This window comes from Streptomyces sp. NPDC048664 (genome assembly GCF_040650555.1).
Taxonomy (GTDB): domain Bacteria; phylum Actinomycetota; class Actinomycetes; order Streptomycetales; family Streptomycetaceae; genus Streptomyces.
Genome location: NZ_JBEZHK010000037.1, coordinates 22,524 through 41,951 on the forward strand (window position 1 = coordinate 22,524; position 19,428 = coordinate 41,951).

The window sequence follows — 19,428 nt, forward strand, 5'->3', positions numbered from 1 at the left end:
GCCCGCCGAGCCGCGCTCAGTGGACCTCGTCCACCAGCACGTCCAGCGACCAGGCGCCGCCCGCCCGCGCGGGAGCCGCCGCCTCCACCACGTACCCGAGGTCGCGCAGCGCCTCCACCAGCCCCGCCGGATCCTTAGGCGCCGCCCCCTCGGCCAGCAGGGAACGCACGATCCGGCCCTTCGTGGCCTTGTTGAAGTGGCTGACGACCGTCCGGGTCGGCGCGTGCAGCACCCGCACGCTCGCCGTCCGCCCCGCGACCTCGCCCCTGGGCTTCCACGCGGCCGTGTACGCGGAGGACCGCAGGTCCAGCACCAGCCCGTCGCCCGCCACCTCGGGCAGCACCGAGGCCATCGGCGCCCGCCAGTACGCGCCGAGCGTGCCCAGACCGGGCAGCCTCACCCCCATCGAGCAGCGGTAGGACGGGATGCGGTCGGTGACGCGGACGGCACCCCACAGCCCGGAGAAGACGAGCAGCGACCTCGCCGCGCGCCGCCTGGCCGCCGCGTCCAGCGAGGGCAGGTCGAGAGCGTCGTAGAGGACCCCCGTGTAGATCTGCCCGGCCGGCCGCGCCCCGGCCGTCCGCAGCCCGGCGTTCTTCGCGACCTCGCCCCGCAGCCCCTCGCTCAGCCCGAGCACCTCGCGGGCCTTGTCCTCGTCCCCCGAGCACAGCTCCACCAGCTCACCGAGCACGGCCTCACGGGCCTCACGCAGCCCCGGCAGCGACAGCGACCCCGGGTTCAGCGGAGCGCCGCGGCCGGAAGCGGCCTTGCCTTCGGACGGCGGGAGCAGGACAAGCACGGGGGACTCTCCTTCATACTGCTGCATACGGCGAACGGGCGGACCGCGCACGGGCGGACCGGCGCACGGACTCCGCGCCAGCCTACGGCGTGCTCCCGCGACGCCGTGGCACGCCCAGCAGCACGCGAGGGGGGCGGGGCATGCCGGAACAGGCACGCTGGACGGCACTGCGACTGGGCCGCGGGGGACCGCGACTGGACCTCCTGACGGCCCGCTTCGACACCCATGTGTACGCCCCGCACGCCCACGACGAGTACACCATCGGCGTCTCCGTCGGCGGCTGCGAACTGATCGGCTACCGCGGCGGCCACCTGCGCACCGGGCCCGGCTCCATCGTCGTCCTGGCCCCCGGTGAGATGCACACCGGCGGCCCCGCCTCCGCCACCGACGGCTACGCCTACCGCGCCCTGTACGCCGACCCCGCCCTGCTGGCCGAGGGCGTCCGGGGCGGCGGGCCGCACTTCGGCGAAGGGCTCCTGGACGACCCCGAACTCGCCGCCGCGATCCGCCGCACCCACGCCGAACTGGCCCGCTTCCCCGATCCGTTGGAGGCCGAGTCCCGGCTGCCGTGGCTGCTCACGGCGCTGGTCCACCGCCACGCCACGGCGGCGACCCTGCCCAGGACCGTCCCCGGTGCCCACGCGATAGCCCGCACCGTCCGCGACCGCCTCGCCGACGAACTCCTCGAACCCCCCTCCCTGGCCGCCCTCGCCGCCGACCTCGGCCTGTCCCGCTACCAACTCCTGCGCGCCTTCCGTACGACGGTCGGGATACCGCCGTACGCCTGGCTGGCCCAGTACCGGGTGGCCCGGGCCCGCACCCTGCTGGAGCACGGCCTGCGTCCCGCCGACGTGGCGGCCCGGGTGGGCTTCGCGGACCAGGCGCACCTCACCCGCTGGTTCCGCCGGGTGCTCGGGGTGACCCCGGCGGCGTACCGCAACAGCGTTCAAGACGGCGGATAGCCCCGCGGCGAAGACTCACCCCATGACTGCACGCGGCTGGTTCCTGTTCTCCCTGATGGGAGTGGTCTGGGGCATCCCCTATCTGATGATCAAAGTGGCGGTGGACGCGCTGTCCCCGGCCACGGTGGTGTTCACGCGCTGCGCGCTCGGCGCCGTGCTCCTGCTGCCCTTCGCGCTGCGCCAGGGAGGCCTGGCGCTGACCCTGCGACGGCACTGGCGCCCCATGCTGGCCTTCGCGGTCATCGAGATCATCGGCCCCTGGTTCACCCTCACCGACGCCGAACGGCACCTGTCCAGCTCCACGGCCGGACTGCTGATCGCCGGCGTCCCGATCGTCGGTCTCGCCATGGCCCGCCTCCTCGGCGACACGGAACGGCTCGGCGTCCGCCGCGTGATCGGACTGACGCTCGGCCTGGCGGGTGTGGCGGTCCTCACCGTCCCCCATCTGACCGGGGGCGACGCCCGCTCGCTGGCCGAGGTGTTCCTGACGGTCCTCGGCTACGCCACCGCACCGCTGATCGCCGCACGCCGCCTCAAGGACGTCCCCACCCTCCAGCTGACGGCGCCCTGCCTGGCCCTTGCGGCCCTGGTCTACGCCCCCGCGGCGCTCGCCGACCGGCCCGCCACCCTGCCCTCGGCCCCGGTCCTGGCCGCCCTCGCGGGCCTCGGCGTCCTGTGCACGGCGGTCGCGTTCGTCGCCTTCCTGGAGCTGATCAAGGAGGCGGGCCCGGCCCGCGCCACGGTCATCACCTACGTCAACCCGGCGATCGCGGTGGCTGCCGGAGCCCTGCTCCTGCACGAGACCCTGACGGCCGGCACCGCCGTGGCCTTCACCCTGATCCTGGCGGGGTCGGTCCTGGCGACGGCCGCCGCACCGAAGCGCCCCGCACGCCCGCTACCATGGTCCACACGGCAGACGAGCCGGGCGGGCGGCCGCGTGGAGTCCCCTTGAGGGGCTTCCCGAGGAACGTCCGGGCTCCACAGGGCAGGGTGGTGGCTAACGGCCACCTGGGGTGACCCACGGGACAGTGCCACAGAAAACAGACCGCCGGGGATCTCGATCCTCGGTAAGGGTGAAACGGTGGTGTAAGAGACCACCAGTGCCCAGGGTGACCTGGGCAGCTAGGTAAACCCCACCCGGAGCAAGGTCAAAAGGGAGTGCCCTGGCACTCCTGCGCGGACGTTCGAGGGCTGCCCGCCCGAGTCCGCGGGTAGACCGCACGAGGCCGGCGGCAACGCCGGCCCTAGATGGATGGCCGTCACCCCGGGCACCGCGAGGACCCCGGGGAACAGAACCCGGCGTACAGCCCGACTCGTCTGTCGCTCCCTGCGGCTTTGCCGGGGTTGATCACAGGGTGAACAGGGCCCCGCGCCATGTCCACCCCGCGCCGAGGACCGCCTCCTGCAAAGGGGTCTTCAGCTCCGCGGAATCGAAGAGGAACTCCTCCGTCTTCTGGAGGCGGCCGTCGGCTCCTCGCTCGACCGTCCAGCGCCGGGAGACGGTCTTCACCTGCCCGCGGGACTGCTCTGCCACCAGTGCCAACCTAGGTGTACTTCCGATCCAGTTGACTTCCCACTCGCGGTCGAGAGCGCGGACCTCTCGGCTCTCCGGGACCAAGCGCATCCTGATCTGAAGAGTCCGGCTCACCTGGGTCCGGGCGAAGAAGGTGTGCCAGGCCGGATCCCGGATACGCCACTCCGCGACCAGATCGGCCCCCTCAGCGGCACCATCGCGCACGACATAAGGCGTGTCCGGCCCGCTCACGTCGAGCAACGCCGTCCGGACCTTCTCGACGGATCGCGGCGCGACGCCGCTTTGCGGGCGCTTGGTACCGGTGAATATGTCGAACAACCCCATCAAACTACCTCCCGTGAAAGCTTGGTTACTCAAAGTAACATCTGTGTGTGCGTGGTACGCGCGTCTGAGCGGTACACCTAGGGCTTTCGGTGTCTGCCGGTTCCTGCGGCGAGGTTCGGAGTCGGCTTCGGCTTCGGGGGTGGGGCGATCTCGGAGGCCGGGAACAGGGTGCGTCTCGCCTCCGCGAGGTTCGCCGCCAGGCCGTGGGGTTCCCACAGGCGGCCGTTCCATCGCTGGATCGCCCGGGGCGCGTCGGGGTGCAGATGCGACCCATGGGGGCCTTCGCCGTTCACGAGAGGTACGGCGCGGAGCTGTCCGATCCTCGCGTCGCGGCGCTCGGCCCACTGGGACAGCGACTCGTCGTCCATTCCCCGCAGGGTAGTGGCTCGGGCGAGCCGGTGTTCCCCGCGCGGCGTCTGCCGGGCGGCGAGGTGGGTGGCCGTGTCAGCCGGTACCTGGGCGGCACCGGCTGATCGGATCCAATTTCCTCTACGGAGGTGCCCATCGCGATAGGCCGGCATCCGGCATGGCCCTGGAGGGGAAACACCGAGCGACTGACCACCGCAGCCCCCGGAGAGGATGGGCGGCCCACCGGTTGGACATCGCCATCCAATCCATCATGACGGTGCGTCAGCAAGGGGAATTCGGCGGCGTCACTCGAACAGTCGAGCATGGGCGAGCAGATTCGTTTCGGTACTTCGTATGGGCATCCTGTATATCCATCGCACGTTCACATTCCATGAGTGCCGCCGCCTCGTGCATTCCGTGCACCCCGCGCCGACCTGCGAGATTGTCTCGGCGCAAGGGGGCGGCGGCGGGGCGGACTTGCTCCAAACGGGTGATTGGATGAGCTGACCCTTGTCACACGATCGGGCGCATGCGTCACTGGAAAGGTGAAACCGGCGGGCTGCCCATCCCCGTGCCGGGGGAGCGTTCTGACAGGCAGCGTGTGTCGGTTTTCCTCATGTCCGCAAGCGGGGCGCAGGCCGCCCCGCGGCGAACTGAGTGCGCCGGGGCGACTGCGCGACCGCTCGCCCCGGGCCCCGCAGCACCCCTGAGCCGCCTTCCGCTCCCCCGGAAGCGCAGGCGAGGGCTGACGGTGGCCGTTCATCGGCACGGGCCCCCGGGCCGCTCCGCCGGTTTCGCGTGTCCCCGCAGCGCAGAGCACAAGGAGTCCCCATGCCCATCTCCCCGAACCAGGGTTCCACCGCCGGCGGCACGGCGGTGACCATCACCGGCGTGAACCTCGCCGGGGCCACCTCGGTGAAGTTCGGCACGAAGTCGGCGACCATCACCTCCAACACACCGACCATGGTCGGCGTGACCTCCCCGTCCGGTACGGGCGTGGTCGACGTGACGGTGACGACGGCGGGCGGTACCAGCAACCCGCTCTCGTTCTACTACATCGGCCCCCCGTTCCTGTCCGACCTGAACGCCGACTCGGGGCCGACGGCCGGCGGCAACACGGTCACCCTCACCGGCACGGGCCTCTCGACCGCGACCGAGGTGCTGTTCGGCGCGAACTCCGCGACCCCGACCGTGGTCTCGGACACCACGCTCACCGTCACGGTGCCGGCCGGGGCGGCCGCCGGATCGGTCGCGGTGAGCGTGACGACCGCGGGCGGCGTCGCCGGTGGACTGTCCTACGTCTACGTCGACGCGCCCACGGTGACCCAGTTGACCCCGACCTCGGGGCCGTCGACCGGCGGCACGAGCGTGACCATCACCGGGACGGGCTTCAACACCACCCAGTCGGTCACCTTCGACGGCGTCCCCGCGCCGTTCGCCGTGCTCAGCAGCACCACCCTGGTGGCGGTCACCCCCGCCGGATCCCCCGGCGCGGTCGACGTCACGGTCACCACCACCGGTGGCGGCGCGACGGCCTCCGGCGGCTACACCTACGTCAACTCGCCTCTCGTCTAGGCCCGGACGGCCGGCGCGGTCCGCCGCGGTCGGCCGTAGGCCCACGGCCCGGTCCCGTACCGGGCGGCGATGATCCCCCGTCCGGGCGGTAGCGAGTCCCCCCTCCGCCCGGACGGGCCCCCAGCCATCCGCTTCCGGCAGGTCCCCACCCGGAACCGGCCGGGCGGCGCACCAAGGAGTAGGAGCACAGCCATGGCCGCCCCCGTAGTCACCTCGGTCAGTCCCACCGCCGGGCCGCCCGCCGGCGGAGCCACCGTCACCGTCGTCGGCACCGGCTTCACCGGTGTCACGTCCGTCAGGTTCGGCGGCGTCGCCGCACCCTCGTTCACCGTCGTCAGCAGCACGCAGATCGTGGCCGTGACGCCCCCGGGCACCGGCGCGGTCAACGTCACCGTCACCACCGGCGGGGGCACCAGCTCCCAGACCGTCACCTACACGTACGTCCCCGCCCCCACCCTGTCGAGCCTGTCACCCGCCCAGGGGACGGTCAACGGCGGCACGGTGGTGACGCTCACCGGGACCAACCTCTCGGGGGCGACGTCGGTGCGCTTCGACGGCGTGCCCGCGCCGTCGTTCACCGTCGTCTCCGCCACCCAGATCACCGTGGTGACCGCGGCCCACGCGGCCGGGACCGCCGCGGTCACCGTCACCACCACGGGCGGTACCAGCAACTCCCTCACCTTCACCTTCGTGTCGGTGCCCACCGTCACCGCCGTGTCGCCCGGTCAGGGCCCCCTCGCCGGAGGCACGCTGGTGACGCTCACGGGGACGAACCTGACGGGGGCGACCGCCGTGCGCTTCGACGGCGTCGCGGCGGCCTCGTTCACCGTCGTCTCCTCGACGCAGATCACCGCGACGACCCCGGCGCACGTGGCCGGCGCCGCGCCGGTCACCGTCACCACCCCGGGCGGCACCAGCAACCCGGACAGCCCGAGCGCGTACTTCTTCTACGAGGCGGTACCGACCCTGGCCTCCGCGCAGCCGACTTCGGGCCCCTCCACGGGCACCAACACGGTGACCCTGACCGGCAGCGGGCTGCTCGGGGCGACGGCGGTGAGCTTCGGCGGGACCCCGGCGACGTCGTTCACGATCGTCTCCTCGACGCAGATCACCGCGGTGGCGCCCGCCCACGCCGGCGGTTCCGTGTCGGTGACGGTGACCACCCCCGGCGGCACCAGCAACCCCGTCACCTACAGCTTCGTCGACGCTCCCACCCTGACGTCCCTCAACCCCGCCCAGGGGCCCGCCTACGGCGGCAACCCGGTCACGCTGACCGGAACGAACCTCACCACCACCCTGAGCGTGCTGTTCGGCGGCGTCCCCGCGGCGTTCACGGTCCTCTCCTCGACCGAGGTCGTCGCCACCGCCCCGGCCGACGCCCCGGGCGCGGTCACCGTCACGGTCACCACCGCCGCGGGTGTCAGCAACGGGCTGACGTACACGAGGGTCGGGGCGCCCGGCATCTGACCCCGCGAATTCGGGAATTCCGGCCCGCGGCTCCGTACCCGCCTTTTCGGCGGCGGGATAAGAAACACAACTCGGAGTCGTGGTGCCGGGGTTTTCGCCGCAGGACTGAAGGGCCGAAAGGCCGGAGAAGATCGATTCTGCTCGTGTCTTACCAAGAATTGCGCACTGTCTGCGCTTTTATTTTCACGTCTCCCCTTAATCGCACAGGCGCGGAGGAAGGCGTGGTAATTCGCGATGCGTAGGAAAGTCGTTTCATCTTTTGTTCTAGGGGCGGTGAGTCTCGGCCTGGCGTGCGAGCTGGCCGGGCCCGCCCTGGCGGGCCCGGGGCTCGCGGGTGCCGTACGGTCCGCGACGGTCGCCACCGAGGCGTGGCGGAGCCGGTCCGCGGCGGCGGTCACGGGGATCGTCGACGTCAGAACGCGTTTGAGTATCCGCGCCCTGCCGACGAGTCACTCCGACGAACTGGGCAGCTACCCCGACGGCGCCCGGATCGGCCTGCTGTGCTGGACGTCCGGGGAGCCCGTCGAGGGTGACTCGACGTGGTACCGGCTCTCGGAGCGCTCGGGCTGGGTGGCGGGCCGCTACGTCAGGGTCTCGGGAAGCGTGCCGTTGTGCGACGACGGGGGCAGCACGGGCCCGATGGGCCCCACCGGCCCGACGGGCCCGACCGGCCCCGCCGGCGCCCACGGGGCCACGGGTCCCACCGGTCCCATGGGCACGCACGGGGTCACCGGAGCCACCGGACCCATGGGGACGCACGGGGTCACCGGAGCTACGGGAACCACCGGTCCTACGGGTCCGCATGGGACTACGGGAGCGACGGGAACCACCGGTGCCACCGGTGCCACGGGCGCCACGGGTGCCCATGGACTCACCGGGGCCACCGGGGCGGCAGGGGCCGCCGGAGTGACGGGGGCGACCGGGCCCATGGGCTCACAGGGCGCGACCGGCACCACGGGTCCGCAGGGCGCGACCGGTGCCACGGGCTCCCAGGGCGCCACGGGTGCGACGGGTGCCACCGGAGTGAGCGGACTCACGGGTGCCACCGGGGCCACGGGACCGACCGGTTCGCTGGGCGCGACCGGTGCCACGGGCCCGACGGGTTCCGCGGGATCCATCGGCGCGACGGGCGCCACCGGACCTGCCGGAACCGGCGGCGCGACGGGCGCCACCGGAGCGGACGGCGTGACCGGGGCGACGGGTGCTGACGGTGCCACCGGGCCGACGGGTGCGGACGGCGCGACCGGCGCCACCGGGCCTGCGGGAACCGACGGCGCGACTGGCGCCACGGGTGCCGACGGCGCCACCGGGCCCACGGGTGCCGACGGGCTGACCGGTGCCACCGGAGCGGACGGCGTGACCGGTGCCACCGGGCCGACGGGCGCTGACGGGCCCACCGGGCCCACCGGTGCTGATGGTGCCACCGGGGTCACAGGGCCGACGGGTGCTGATGGTGCCGTCGGGGCGACCGGGGCGACCGGGGCGACCGGGGCCACCGGGCCCTCGGGTACCGCCGGTTCCACCACCGTCGCCGGAACGGGCGGAACCGTAGGACCCGGTGGGACGCAGGCCTTCGTCGCCCAGTGCGCGGTCGGCCAGACGGCCATCGGCGGTGGCTGGCTGTCCGACAACGACGAGGTCTACGCCGTGCGCAGCTTCAAGAGCACGACCACGAACCCCGACGACGGCTGGACCGTCAGCTTCCACAACAACTCGGCCACCGACGCCCTCGTCACGCCCATCGCCTACTGCGTACCGACCACCTGACCGAGACCGACGACCGGGAGCGGTGCGAGGCCTCCGGGGCATCCCGCCCGGAGGCCTCGCACCGCCGCTACTCCTCGAACAGCGCCTCCTGCTGCCCCACCGCCTTCTCCCGCAGCCGCCTGGCGCGGGTCCCGACCACCGCCGCCGTCACCACCGCCGTCACCGCGAACGCCACCGGGACCATCCAGTCCCGGTTCAGGGCGTGGCCGCACAGCGTGTCCATGGAGAGCCGGCCCGGTCCGGCCACGGCGAGACTCGCCGCCGTGAGGCCGAGGGACGCCGGGTACTCGAAGCCGCCGCTCTGCGCGAAGAAGCCGTTCGGCGCGTGGACGGCCGCCGCACCCGTCATCGCGCCGACCGCCGCCGCGCCCGCCGCCGGAGTGGCGAGCCCCAGGGCCAGCAGGGTGCCGGTGCCCGTCTCGGTGAGCCCGGACACCAGGGCGTTCACCTTGCCGGGCCGATAGCCCACGGACTCCATGAACTGCCCGGCCGCATCGAGGCCCGGGCCACCGAACCAGCCGAACAGCTTCTGGGTGCCGTGCGCCGCCAGCACCCCACCGGTGCCCAGCCGCAGCAGCAGAAGTCCCACATCACGTCGGTCGATACAGCTCACGGTCACTCCCGGTGCGGACGACGGGCCGGACGGCGGGCGCGGATCCCTTCCCCGCACCCACCGTCCACCGTCCACCGCCCGGGAGTGTCCGGCCCGTTCACGGTGCCGTTCGGGTGGCGGGCGCGGGGGACCGGTGTGACGCTGCGGCCATGACCATTCAGATCACCAGGCTGAGCGACCCGGCCGTCCGCGCGTTCGTCACCGCCGTCAACGCCCATGACCGCGAGGGCTTCCTCCAGGTGCTGGCACCGGACGCCACCATGTCCGACGACGGCGCGGACCGGGATCTCGCCGACTGGATCGACCGGGAGATCTTCACCACCAACGGGCACATGGACGTGGACAACGAGTCCCACGGCGGGCGTTCCCTCATCGCGCGCTACCGCAACGACACCTGGGGCGAGATGCGCACCCGCTGGTCCTTCACCGTGGACGACGACGGCAGGATCTCCCGCTTCGAGACCGGCGAGGCCTGAGGGCTGCCCGACCGTTCCCGCCTGCCGCCCCTCACCCGATTCTCACCCGTGCGGAGCAGCGCCCCGCGCGGCCGTTCGAGGGGGTGTTCCGGGGCCGGCTGGGCCCGTGCCCGCGCGCCCGACCGCGCTCCTGACCGCACCGTGACCCGGCCTTTACCTCCCTTTTGTCACCCCGCCGCATGTCGCCCGGGGTCGCCTTTGTACGGTCCCCGAATGCGCGACCTCTCCCCACCCTCGCCGCCCCCGCCCCCGCCCGCCGCCCGGATGTCCCGCCGAGCCGTCCTCGGGTTCGCCGCCGCCCCGCTGGCCCTCGCCGCCCCCGCCCCCGCCCTGGCCGCCACGACCATCGGCGGCGAACGGCTGGGCCGTTCCGGTGTCCAGGTGCATGGCGGCGCGGGATTGCCGCGCAAGCTCAGCGCCCACTCCTGGCTCGTCGCCGACCACGACAGTGGCGAGGTGCTCGCCGCCTACAACGCCCACCAGCGCCTCGCCCCGGCCTCCACGCTGAAGATGCTGTTCGCGGACACCGTGCTGGACAAGTTCGAGCGGACCCGCACCCACAGGGTGAGCGACGCCGAACTCGCGGACATCCCGGAGGGCTCCAGCCTGGTCGGCGTCAAGCCCGGGCTCACGTACAGCGTCGAGCAGTTGTGGCTCGGCGTCTTCCTGCGCTCGGGCAACGACGCGGTGCACGTCCTGAGCCACATGAACGGCGGTGTCGCCAAGACCGTGGCCGAGATGCGGGCCAAGGCGCGGGACCTGCAGGCCCTGGACACCAGGGTGGAGAGCCCTGACGGCTACGACCATCCGGGCCAGGTCTCCTCCGCGTACGACCTCACGCTGTTCGCCCGGCACGGCCTGAAGAACCCCGACTTCCGCGGGTACTGCGCGACACGGACCGCCGACTTCCCGGCGGGCGCGGGCAGGACGTTCCAGATCCAGAACACCGACCGCCTGCTCACCGGGGCGTGGGGGCTCGGCACCTACCAGGGGATCATCGGCGTCAAGAACGGCTACACGACCCACGCGGGCAACACCTTCACCGGCGCCGCCACCCGCGCGGGGCGCACCCTCCTCGTGACGGTCATGCACCCGGAGCCGGGCGGCAACGGCGTCTACGAGGAGACGGCGGCCCTGCTCGACTGGGGCTTCGCGCAGGCGGCAGCCGTGCGGTCGGTGGGCGCGCTGGTCGATCCGCTCAGCGAGGGCGGGGTGAAGGCGGTGCCCTCGTCCACGGGGGTGCCGGTGAAGGGCGCGGCCGGGGCGAACGGGTCGGCCGCGGGGGGCGGTTCGTCCTGGGCGCTGGCCTCGGCCGCCGGGGGAGCGGTCGCGCTGCTGGCGGGCGGGGCGTACGCGGTGCGCGCGAGGCTGCGGCGCAAGGAGGCGACGGCGGGCGAGGGCCGGCACCGCGGCTGAGGCGCGTGCCCGCCGCTCAAGTCCCGCGGCGGCCCCACGCGTTCACGTATGGGGCAGCCGTCCCGCGTGCCGGTGCGCACCTCGCGGTCCCGTGCGAGGTCCACCCCCTGCCCGGCCGCGGAACGGCTGCCGCCCCCCCAGATGTGGTGTGTGGAGCACCGGCGCCTCATATGTGAAGCTCCGGTGGAGGAGATTTGAGCATAAGCCCACCACGTGCCGCAACATGGCGGAGTGATTCACTCCGTTTGTGCACATTGGTGGTTGCGTGCGCGGGCCTGAGAACATGGGCGCCGAACCGAACGAACAGGGGAGGGGCACATGCCCGAGCGTGGCCGCACCGCGCACGAGGACAGCGAGCCTGACGGTGACATAGGCACCTCACCGCGAGGGGGCGTGTCGGCACCCCCCGTCCCGGGCGTCGCGCAGCGCCGTACCGGCCTCCTCGTCACCTTCATCCTCGGCGGCCTGACCGCGACGCCCCCGCTGGCCATGGACATGTACCTCCCGTCCCTGCCGGAGGTCACCACGTCCCTGCACGCGCCCGCGGCGACCGTGCAGCTCACGCTCACCGGCTGCCTGGCCGGAATGGCGCTCGGCCAGTTGCTCGTCGGCCCGATGAGCGACCGGTGGGGGCGCCGCCGGCCCCTGCTCACCGGCCTCGTGATCTATATCGTCGCCACCGCGCTGTGCGCGATCGCGCCCTCGGTCCAGGCCCTCGTCGCCTTCCGCCTCCTGCAGGGGCTCGCGGGCGCGGCGGGCATCGTGATCGCCCGTGCCGTCGTCCGCGACCTGTACGACGGTGTGGCCATGGCCCGGTTCTTCTCCACCCTCATGCTCATCTCCGGGGCCGCCCCGATCGTGGCCCCGCTGATCGGCGGTCAGATCCTGCGGGTGACGGACTGGCGGGGCGTGTTCGTCGTGCTGACGGCCGTGGGCGTCGCGCTCACCGCCCTGGTGTGGGTGAGGCTGCCGGAGACCCTCGCTCCCGAGCGCCGGCGCGGCGGCGGGGCCCGGGAGGCGTTCCGCGCGATGCGCTCCCTGCTGGCCGACCGCGCGTTCGCCGGCTACACGCTCGCGGGCGGGTTCGCGTTCGCGGCCCTGTTCGCGTACATCAGCGCCTCGCCGTTCGTGGTCCAGGAGATCTACGGCGCCTCCCCGCAGACCTTCAGCCTGCTGTTCGGCCTCAACTCGGTGGGCCTGGTGGCCGCCGGGCAGATCAACGGCAAGATCCTGGTCGGCCGGGTCGCCCTGGACAAGGTGCTGGCGACCGGGCTCGCGGTCGTCACGCTCGCCGCGACCACCCTGCTGCTGCTCTCGACGGGGGTCCTCGGCCGCACCGGGCTCGTGCCGGTCGCCGTCGCCCTCTTCGTCCTCATGTCGGCGATGGGCCTCACCCTGCCCAACACCCAGGCGCTGGCCCTGATGCGCACCCGTGAGCACGCCGGAGCCGCGTCCGCGCTGCTCGGCACGAGCTCCTTCCTCATCGGCGCCGTCGCCTCGCCGCTCGTCGGGATCGCCGGGGAGCACACCGCCGTCCCGATGGCCGTCGTCCAACTGGCGGCAGCGCTGGTGGCGGCCACCTGCTTCGTGGCACTGTGCCGTCCCTGGAACCGGTACGCGGGCGCGGAGAGCGGGGGCACCCCCTCCGCGGCGCCCCGGAGCGAGCGGGGGAAGTGAGCTGAGCGGGCCGAGACTGCGCGTCGACACCCCGGAGCGGGCGGGACTCGATCCGGGGGAACTGCGGCTGCTGGTGGACGAGGTGCGCGGCGCCGTCCGGGGGGAGCACCCGTGGGCCCCGGGCGCCGTGGTGGTGGCCGGGCGCGGTCCGGTGATCGCGGTGCAGGAGGCGGTCGGCTGGGCGGTGCGGTACACGGCGTACGACGCGGCGACGGATCGCGGGGTCGAACTGCCGGCCGCGGCGCGGGTGCCGGTGAGCGTGGACACGCCCTTCGACCTGGCCTCCCTCACCAAGCTGTTCACCGCCCTCGCCGTCGTCCAGCAGGTGGAGCGCGGCGCCCTCGGCTTGGACGCGCCCGTGGCGCAGTACCTGCCGGACTTCCGGGCGATGGCGCGGCACGGCGTCACGGTGCGCCAGCTGCTGACCCACACCTCCGGACTGCGGCCCGAACTCCCGCTGTACGCCTTCTCGTCGCCGCGGGAGCGGTTCGACCTGCTGCGGGCCGAGGAACCGGTGAGCGCGCCCGGCACGTACCGCTACTCGGACCTCAACCCCCTTCTCCTCCAGCACGCCCTGGAACGCGTCACCGGACGCACGCTCGACGTCCTCCTGCGCGACGGCGTCACCCGGCCGCTGGGCATGACCGCGACGGGCTTCGGGCCGTGCCCGGACGCGGCGGCGACGGAGGACCAGCGGCCGCCCTGGGCCAAGGCGCGGCGGGGGATGGTGCGCGGTGAGGTCCACGACGAGAACGCGTGGGCGCTCGGCGGCGTCACCGGCCACGCCGGGCTGTTCGCGACGGGGCGCGACCTCGCCGTGTTCTGCCGGACGCTGCTGTCGGGCGGTTCCTACGGGCCCGCCCGCGTCCTGGGGCCCGACGCCGTCGCCCTGCTGCTCGACGCGCCCGGCCTGGGCTTCGCCGTGGACCAGCCGTGGTTCATGGGGGAGCTGTCGGGCCGGGGCGCGGCGGGCCACACCGGGTTCACGGGCACCTCGCTGGTCCTGGACCGCGCGACGGACACGTTCCTCGTGCTCCTGTCCAACGCGGTCCACCCCCGCCGCCGGAACCCGGACAACCGGGTGCGGGTGGCGACGGCGAACCATCTGGCCCGGGCGGTACGGGGGGTGTGAGGCGGCCGACCGGTCGGCCGGGGGCGAGGGCCGAGGGGGCGGGTGGGACCTGAGAGAATTCGCGGGTGAACGACCCTGCCCTCCCCGCCGACGCCCTGCGTGCCGCCCTGGCCGGTCTGCTCGACGGCCTGCCGCCCCGCCAGGCCGCTCAGGCCGTGGAACGGCTGATCGCCAACTACCGGGGCACCACCCCGACGGACGCGCCCGTCCTGCGCGACCGCGCCGACGTGGCCGCGTACGCGGCGTACCGGATGCCCGCCACGTTCGAGGCGGTGCGGGCGGCGCTGGAGGCGTTCGCCGACGCGGTGCCGCACTGGTCGCCGGCGGGCCATGTGGACATCGGTGGCGGCACGGGTGCCGCGACCTGGGCCGTCAGCGCCACCTGGGACGGCGACCGCCCCGTGACCGTGCTCGACTGGGCCGAGCCCGCGCTCGCCCTGGGCCGGGAGATCGCCGCCGCCAACCCGGCCCTGAAGACTGCCGAGTGGCGCCGCTCTCGTATCGGAGCGGCGCTCTCGCTGGAGAGCACCGATCTCGTCACGGTGTCGTACGTCCTCGGCGAGCTCACCGAGGAGGACCGCGCGGCCGTGGTGGACGCCGCGGCCGGCGCCGCGGGCACCGTCGTCGTCGTGGAGCCGGGCACCCCCGGCGGCTACGCCCGCGTGATCGAGGCCCGCGACCGGCTGATCGCCGCCGGGTTCCGCGTCGCCGCGCCCTGCCCGCACAGCGCCGCCTGCCCCATCGTCCCCGGCGAGGACTGGTGCCACTTCTCGGCCCGGGTGAGCCGCTCCTCCCTGCACCGGCAGGTCAAGGGCGGATCGCTGGCCTACGAGGACGAGAAGTTCAGCTACGTCGCCGCCACCCGCCTCCCGGCCGTCCCGGCCCCCACCCGGATCGTGCGCAAGCCGCAGATCCGCAAGGGCCTGGTCCTGCTGGACCTGTGCGCCCCGGACGAGACGCTGCGCCGCGAGACGGTGACCAAGCGGCACGGCTCCCTGTACCGCGCGGCCCGCGACACGTCCTGGGGCGCGGCCTGGCCCCCGCCGCGGGACACCACCCTGTAGGACACCGCCCCGTAGGGCACCGCCCGCCGCCGCGACGGGCGGCGTCCACGGGGCGATCGCACCCTCCGGTCACTCCACGCTCCGCAGGGTGGGACCATGGATTCTCGGACCACCACAGCGAGGCGAGGGGATACATGAGGCAGAGCAGGCTCAGCCAGTGGCTGCGCGGACGCAGGCCCGCCCCGGTCGACGAGGTCGGCGCGGCCGCCACCCGCGAGGCACAACTGCTCGCCGCCGCGGCCGCGGGCCTGCCGCTCGCGCCCGCCGCGCACCCGGTCGGATACCGCTGCTCCTGCGACCGCGTCGGCTGTCCCACACCCGCCCGCCACCCGGTCTCCTTCGCCTGGCAGACGCAGTCCACCACGGACCGCGGGCAGATCGAGCGCTGGGCGCGCAACGAGCCGCAGGCGAACTTCGTGACCGCCACCGGGATGGTCCACGACGTGCTGGACGTCCCGCGCGCGGCCGGTGACCAGGCGCTGGAGCGGCTGCTGGCCGCCGGGATCGAGGTGGGTCCGGTCGCCGTGACCGGCGACGGGCGCATGCTGTTCTTCACCCTCACGCGCGGCACGCCGGAGGACGAGGACGAGTGGTGGCCGTGCGAGCTGGACTGCCGTCCCGAGACGATGGACGAGCACCCGGGACTGAGGTGGCACTGCCGCGGCTCGTACGTCCTGCTGCCGCCCGCGCGGCTGCCGGGGGACCTGGGGGTGGAGTGGGTGCGCGGACCGGAGTGCGCGCTGCCGGACCCGTTGAGCGTGCTGGAGGCGCTGACCGACGCGTGCGCGCGGTACGCGGGGGACAACGAGGACACGGACCTCGCCGAATGGCACCGCTGACCGCGCGGTAGCCCGCGGCGCCCCCGGCCGCTCGCGCCCCCCGCGGCTACGCGTCCTTGCCGGCCTTCAGCTTGCGCCAGACCCCGCTCAGAGCCTGAAGGTCGTCCTCGTCCAGGAGGTCGGTGAAGACCGGGGCCAGACAGGCGCGGCGGGTGGCGTCGGCCGCCCTGAACAGGGCGTGGCCCTCGGGGGTGAGCGCGACCTCGACCGAACGGGCGTCGCGCGGTGACGGGGTGCGGGTGACCAGGCCCCGGCCCTGGAGGGCGTCGACCACGCGGGAGACCTGGCTGCGGCTGAGCATGGTGCTGTTGCCCAGGACCGAGGCGGGGACCGGGTCGGGGCTGGAGGCCAGCCAGAGCAGCACCTCGAACCAGGAGACCGGCAGGTCGTGCGCCTTGGTGAGCGCGCGGTCCACGCGGTCCGTCAGCACGGTGCCGGCCCACACCAGCCCGTAGAAGGCGTAGTCGGCCTCCGGCATCGCTGCCTCCGCGAGCTTCTTCTTCGTCATGTCGTCATTCTATCGGTTGCGTGTGCACGCACATAAGTGCATCATGGTGTGTGTACACGCACTCAAGTGCTGCCGTGTACGACCCGTACAAACTCGTACAGGCCCGTACGACCCCATGAAAGGCCCGCCATGTCCTCCCAGTCACCCAAGGTCGTCCTCATCACCGGCACCTCCTCCGGGATCGGTCTCGCCGCCGCCGTGGCCGCCGCCCGCGCGGGCTGGACCACGGTCGCCACGCTGCGCGACCCCAGCCGCTCCGACGCCCTGCGCAAGGCGGCGGCCGAGGCGGGGGTGCGGCTCGACATCCGCCGGCTCGACGTCACGGACGAGGACTCGGTCCGCACCGCGATCGAGGGCGTGCTCGCCGACCACGGGCGCCTGGACGCCGTCGTCAACAACGCCGGCGCGGGCCACCTCGGCACCCTGGAGAACGAGTCCGTGGCCGACGTGCGCGAGGTCATGGAGGTCAACTTCTTCGGCGTCCTCACCGTCTCGAAGGCCGCCCTGCCCCACCTGCGCGCCACCGGCGGCCGTCTGATCACCGTCTCCAGCGTGGGAGGTGTCATCGGCCAGCCCTTCAACGAGGCGTACTGCGCGGCCAAGTTCGCCGTCGAGGGATACATGGAGAGCCTCGCCCCCGTCGCCGCGGCGCACGGCGTGTCCGTCTCCGTGGTCGAACCCGGCGCCGTGGCCACCGAGTTCGTCGCCAACGTCGGCGTGGACCTTCAGGGCGCCGTCGCCGAGGCCGGGGTGTACGCGCCCCAGCTGAGCGCCTATCTGAACCGGACGGTCGCGCAGTTCAGCGGCAGCGCCGCGCAGACCCCCGAGGGCGCCGCCGCCTCGGTGATGGAGGCGCTGACCGCCGACGCCCCCGCCTTCCGCCTGCAGACCTCCGACTGGGCCCGTGGCTTCGTGGGCACCAAGCTCACCGACCTGGACGGCTCCGCGGTCCTCGGCCTGACCAACAGCTGGATCGCCTGACGGCCACGGGCGGAAGCGGAAGCGGAAGGGTACGAGCACGGAGCCGGGCGGGGCCGAGGCCCCGCCCGGCTCCGTGCCCTACTCGCCCTTCGCCCCGGTCAGGCCCTCGATCCGGCTCAGGAACCGCACCTTGCCCCGCTCCGGGTCCAGGACCGCCTCGTTGGAGACGGTCTGGAGCGTCAGCGACTGGTGGACGTCGCCGGTCAGCAGCGCCTTGACGGTCGGGTTGGCGGCATCGCGGGGCGAGCCCTGGGACGCCGTCTCCTTCTGGTAGTGCCGCGTGGTGAAGAACACCAGCGCGCCCCCGTCCGCGGTGCGCAACCCCACCGGTGCGTACGCGCCGCCCGCCAGCGGCTCGTCCACGTACTGCCGTACGAGACCCGGCCTGCTCCCGTTCCTCTGGCGCGTGGCGCGCCACCCCGAGGTGTGGGGGCCGTCGGCGAACGTGTCGCCGCCGGAGCGGAGGTACCGCGTGTAGGTCGCGCCCAGCGTGTCGGGCCGTACGGCGAGCGTCGCGTCGTCGGCGGACACCGGTTCGGCCCAGCCGTCCGCGTCCTTCTTGAACGTGGGGACGTCGCCGGGGGCGAGGATCGTCAGATACGACGCCGCCCACACCTTGTCCGGACCCGAACGGGTGAAGACCAGCAGCCAGTGGGCGTCCGCGCTGCCCTTGTTGGCGTGCGCGTCGGCGAGGAACCAGCGCGGCCAGCCGGCCTTGCGGGGGATGGTGAACGTCGCGTCGGTCAGCTTCAGCGGGGTGTGCCCCGGGTTGCCGCCGGGGTTGTTCCGGTGCCCCGCGGCCACCTTGCCGCCGTCGATGTCGCCGAGCGCGCCGGTGACGCGGTCCGCGTCCTTCGACCGGTCGTACGTCCGGTCGGCCTCGTTGTACGCGGCGAGGAAGTCCCGCAGCGCCCGGGCCGCCTCGGACCGGGCCGCCGTCGGCACGACCTCGCGTTCGCCGTGCACCACGACACAACCGCTCGCGACGGCGGCCACGGCGAGCGCGGCCGCCGTCGCGCGTGCGCACCGGGCGGCCGCACGCGCACGGCGGGTACGCCCCGGGCGCGGACTACGAAGCGTTCGAGGGCTGCGATCCCCGTGATCCCTGCTCATCCGTGACCTTCACCTTCCCCTTCCCGGAGGCGAACCCTACCGGGGAGAGGAACAGGGCGAGCGTGGGCACCAGGTAGAGGGCCCACACCGAGACCTGAAGGACCGTCGGGTCCGGCTGGAAGTTGAACACGCCCTTCAGGAGCGCGCCGTACCAGCTGTCCGGGTCGATCGTGCCGCTGATGTCGAACGCCAGGTTCGTCAGACCGGGCAGCAGGTCGGCCTCCTGCAGGTCGTGGAAGCCGTAGGCGAGCACGCCCGCCGCGACCACGACCAGCATGCCGCCGGTCCAGGTGAAGAACTTGGCGAGGTTGATCCTCAGCGCACCCCGGTAGAACAGCCAGCCCAGCACGACGGCCGTGGCGATGCCCAGGGCGACGCCGATCAGCGGGCGCGGGGTGCCGTCGCTGGCCGCGTGCACCGACGCCCACACGAACAGGGCGGTCTCCAGGCCCTCGCGGCCCACGGCGAGGAACGCGGTGGCCACCAGCGCGCCGGTGCCCATCCGCAGGGCCGCGTCCAGTTTGCCGTGCAGCTCGGACCTCAGATGCCGGGCGGTGCGCCGCATCCAGAAGACCATCCAGGTCACCAGGCCCACCGCGACGATCGACAGGGAACCGCCGAGACCCTCCTGCGCCTTGAACGTCATCTCCTGGGAGCCGTACTCGAGGACGCAGCCGAAGCCCAGCGCGATGGCGATGGCGATGGCGATGCCGGTCCAGATCGGCCGCAGGGCGTCCCGGCGGCCCGTCTTGACCAGGTAGGCGATCAGGATGCAGACGACGAGGCTGGCCTCCAGCCCCTCGCGCAGGCCGATCAGGTAGTTGGAGAACACT

General features: G+C 73.3%; 18 protein-coding genes, 1 other RNA gene and 1 pseudogene. 13 read left to right on the forward strand and 7 right to left on the reverse strand.

Annotated features, from left to right (window positions below):
- Positions 1-16: 16 nt before the first annotated feature.
- Positions 17-799, reverse strand: a complete 783-nt coding sequence (gene yaaA, locus AB0C59_RS30235) for a peroxide stress protein YaaA (RefSeq protein WP_363010211.1) — start codon at positions 797-799, stop codon at positions 17-19.
- A 140-nt stretch (positions 800-939) separates the two neighbouring features.
- On the opposite strand from yaaA, the gene AB0C59_RS30240 reads away from it, so the two are divergent.
- The 3 genes and pseudogenes from AB0C59_RS30240 (at position 940) to rnpB (ending at position 3,081) form a co-directional block, all read left to right on the forward strand.
- Entirely contained in the window at positions 940-1,761 is an 822-nt protein-coding gene (locus AB0C59_RS30240; RefSeq protein ID WP_363010213.1) for an AraC family transcriptional regulator, read from the forward strand.
- Positions 1,762-1,846: 85 nt separating this feature from the next.
- Positions 1,847-2,563, forward strand: a pseudogene (locus tag AB0C59_RS30245) (EamA family transporter); the annotation flags it as partial.
- Positions 2,564-2,678: 115 nt separating this feature from the next.
- Positions 2,679-3,081: RNase P RNA component class A (gene rnpB, locus AB0C59_RS30250), an RNA gene on the forward strand.
- Between the two features lie 28 nt (positions 3,082-3,109).
- Here rnpB and AB0C59_RS30255 read toward each other — a convergent pair.
- Entirely contained in the window at positions 3,110-3,619 is a 510-nt protein-coding gene (locus AB0C59_RS30255) for a hypothetical protein (protein ID WP_363010215.1), read from the reverse strand.
- 77 nt (positions 3,620-3,696) lie between these two features.
- Positions 3,697-3,987 (reverse strand): DUF6087 family protein, encoded by a 291-nt coding sequence (locus AB0C59_RS30260; RefSeq protein ID WP_363010217.1) that lies wholly within the window; start codon positions 3,985-3,987, stop codon positions 3,697-3,699.
- A gap of 811 nt (positions 3,988-4,798) precedes the next feature.
- Between AB0C59_RS30260 and AB0C59_RS30265 the strand changes: the two genes are divergently transcribed.
- The 3 genes from AB0C59_RS30265 to AB0C59_RS30275 all read left to right on the forward strand — a co-directional run bounded on the left by AB0C59_RS30265 (position 4,799) and on the right by AB0C59_RS30275 (position 8,776).
- Entirely contained in the window at positions 4,799-5,542 is a 744-nt protein-coding gene (locus AB0C59_RS30265; RefSeq protein WP_363010219.1) for an IPT/TIG domain-containing protein, read from the forward strand.
- A gap of 192 nt (positions 5,543-5,734) precedes the next feature.
- The gene (locus tag AB0C59_RS30270) at positions 5,735-7,009 is read left to right on the forward strand and encodes an IPT/TIG domain-containing protein (protein ID WP_363010221.1); all 1,275 of its coding nucleotides are present in this window, start codon (positions 5,735-5,737) and stop codon (positions 7,007-7,009) included.
- A gap of 273 nt (positions 7,010-7,282) precedes the next feature.
- Positions 7,283-8,776 carry a hypothetical protein gene (locus AB0C59_RS30275; protein ID WP_363010223.1) on the forward strand — a complete coding sequence of 498 codons (1,494 nt, stop codon included), beginning with the start codon at positions 7,283-7,285 and terminating at the stop codon, positions 8,774-8,776.
- A gap of 67 nt (positions 8,777-8,843) precedes the next feature.
- On the opposite strand, the gene AB0C59_RS30280 is transcribed toward AB0C59_RS30275, so the two are convergent.
- Positions 8,844-9,389 carry a DoxX family protein gene (locus tag AB0C59_RS30280; RefSeq protein WP_363010225.1) on the reverse strand — a complete coding sequence of 182 codons (546 nt, stop codon included), beginning with the start codon at positions 9,387-9,389 and terminating at the stop codon, positions 8,844-8,846.
- 149 nt (positions 9,390-9,538) lie between these two features.
- Here AB0C59_RS30280 and AB0C59_RS30285 point away from each other — a divergent pair, with 149 nt between their 5' ends.
- The 6 genes from AB0C59_RS30285 to AB0C59_RS30310 all read left to right on the forward strand — a co-directional run bounded on the left by AB0C59_RS30285 (position 9,539) and on the right by AB0C59_RS30310 (position 15,993).
- A complete protein-coding gene (locus AB0C59_RS30285) occupies positions 9,539-9,865 on the forward strand; it encodes a nuclear transport factor 2 family protein (protein ID WP_363010226.1) in 327 nt (108 codons plus the stop codon).
- A 213-nt stretch (positions 9,866-10,078) separates the two neighbouring features.
- Positions 10,079-11,281 carry a D-alanyl-D-alanine carboxypeptidase gene (locus tag AB0C59_RS30290; protein WP_363010228.1) on the forward strand — a complete coding sequence of 401 codons (1,203 nt, stop codon included), beginning with the start codon at positions 10,079-10,081 and terminating at the stop codon, positions 11,279-11,281.
- A 318-nt stretch (positions 11,282-11,599) separates the two neighbouring features.
- Complete coding sequence (locus AB0C59_RS30295; protein ID WP_363010230.1) at positions 11,600-12,958, forward strand: multidrug effflux MFS transporter; 1,359 nt, start codon at positions 11,600-11,602, stop codon at positions 12,956-12,958.
- A gap of 1 nt (position 12,959) precedes the next feature.
- Positions 12,960-14,090 carry a serine hydrolase domain-containing protein gene (locus AB0C59_RS30300; protein ID WP_363010306.1) on the forward strand — a complete coding sequence of 377 codons (1,131 nt, stop codon included), beginning with the start codon at positions 12,960-12,962 and terminating at the stop codon, positions 14,088-14,090.
- A gap of 65 nt (positions 14,091-14,155) precedes the next feature.
- On the forward strand, positions 14,156-15,154 hold the full coding sequence (locus tag AB0C59_RS30305; RefSeq protein WP_363010232.1) for a small ribosomal subunit Rsm22 family protein: 999 nt from the start codon (positions 14,156-14,158) through the stop codon (positions 15,152-15,154).
- Positions 15,155-15,288: 134 nt separating this feature from the next.
- Positions 15,289-15,993 carry a bifunctional DNA primase/polymerase gene (locus AB0C59_RS30310; protein ID WP_363010234.1) on the forward strand — a complete coding sequence of 235 codons (705 nt, stop codon included), beginning with the start codon at positions 15,289-15,291 and terminating at the stop codon, positions 15,991-15,993.
- 46 nt (positions 15,994-16,039) lie between these two features.
- Here AB0C59_RS30310 and AB0C59_RS30315 read toward each other — a convergent pair whose 3' ends face one another.
- A complete protein-coding gene (locus AB0C59_RS30315; protein ID WP_363010236.1) occupies positions 16,040-16,501 on the reverse strand; it encodes a MarR family transcriptional regulator in 462 nt (153 codons plus the stop codon).
- 129 nt (positions 16,502-16,630) lie between these two features.
- On the opposite strand from AB0C59_RS30315, the gene AB0C59_RS30320 reads away from it, so the two are divergent.
- Positions 16,631-17,482 (forward strand): SDR family oxidoreductase, encoded by an 852-nt coding sequence (locus AB0C59_RS30320; protein WP_363010238.1) that lies wholly within the window; start codon positions 16,631-16,633, stop codon positions 17,480-17,482.
- Positions 17,483-17,560: 78 nt separating this feature from the next.
- Here AB0C59_RS30320 and AB0C59_RS30325 read toward each other — a convergent pair whose 3' ends face one another.
- Entirely contained in the window at positions 17,561-18,595 is a 1,035-nt protein-coding gene (locus AB0C59_RS30325; protein ID WP_363010240.1) for a hypothetical protein, read from the reverse strand.
- Complete coding sequence (gene efeU, locus AB0C59_RS30330; RefSeq protein ID WP_363010242.1) at positions 18,552-19,427, reverse strand: iron uptake transporter permease EfeU; 876 nt, start codon at positions 19,425-19,427, stop codon at positions 18,552-18,554. Before efeU ends, AB0C59_RS30325 begins: the two co-directional genes overlap by 44 nt.
- Position 19,428 lies beyond the last annotated feature (1 nt).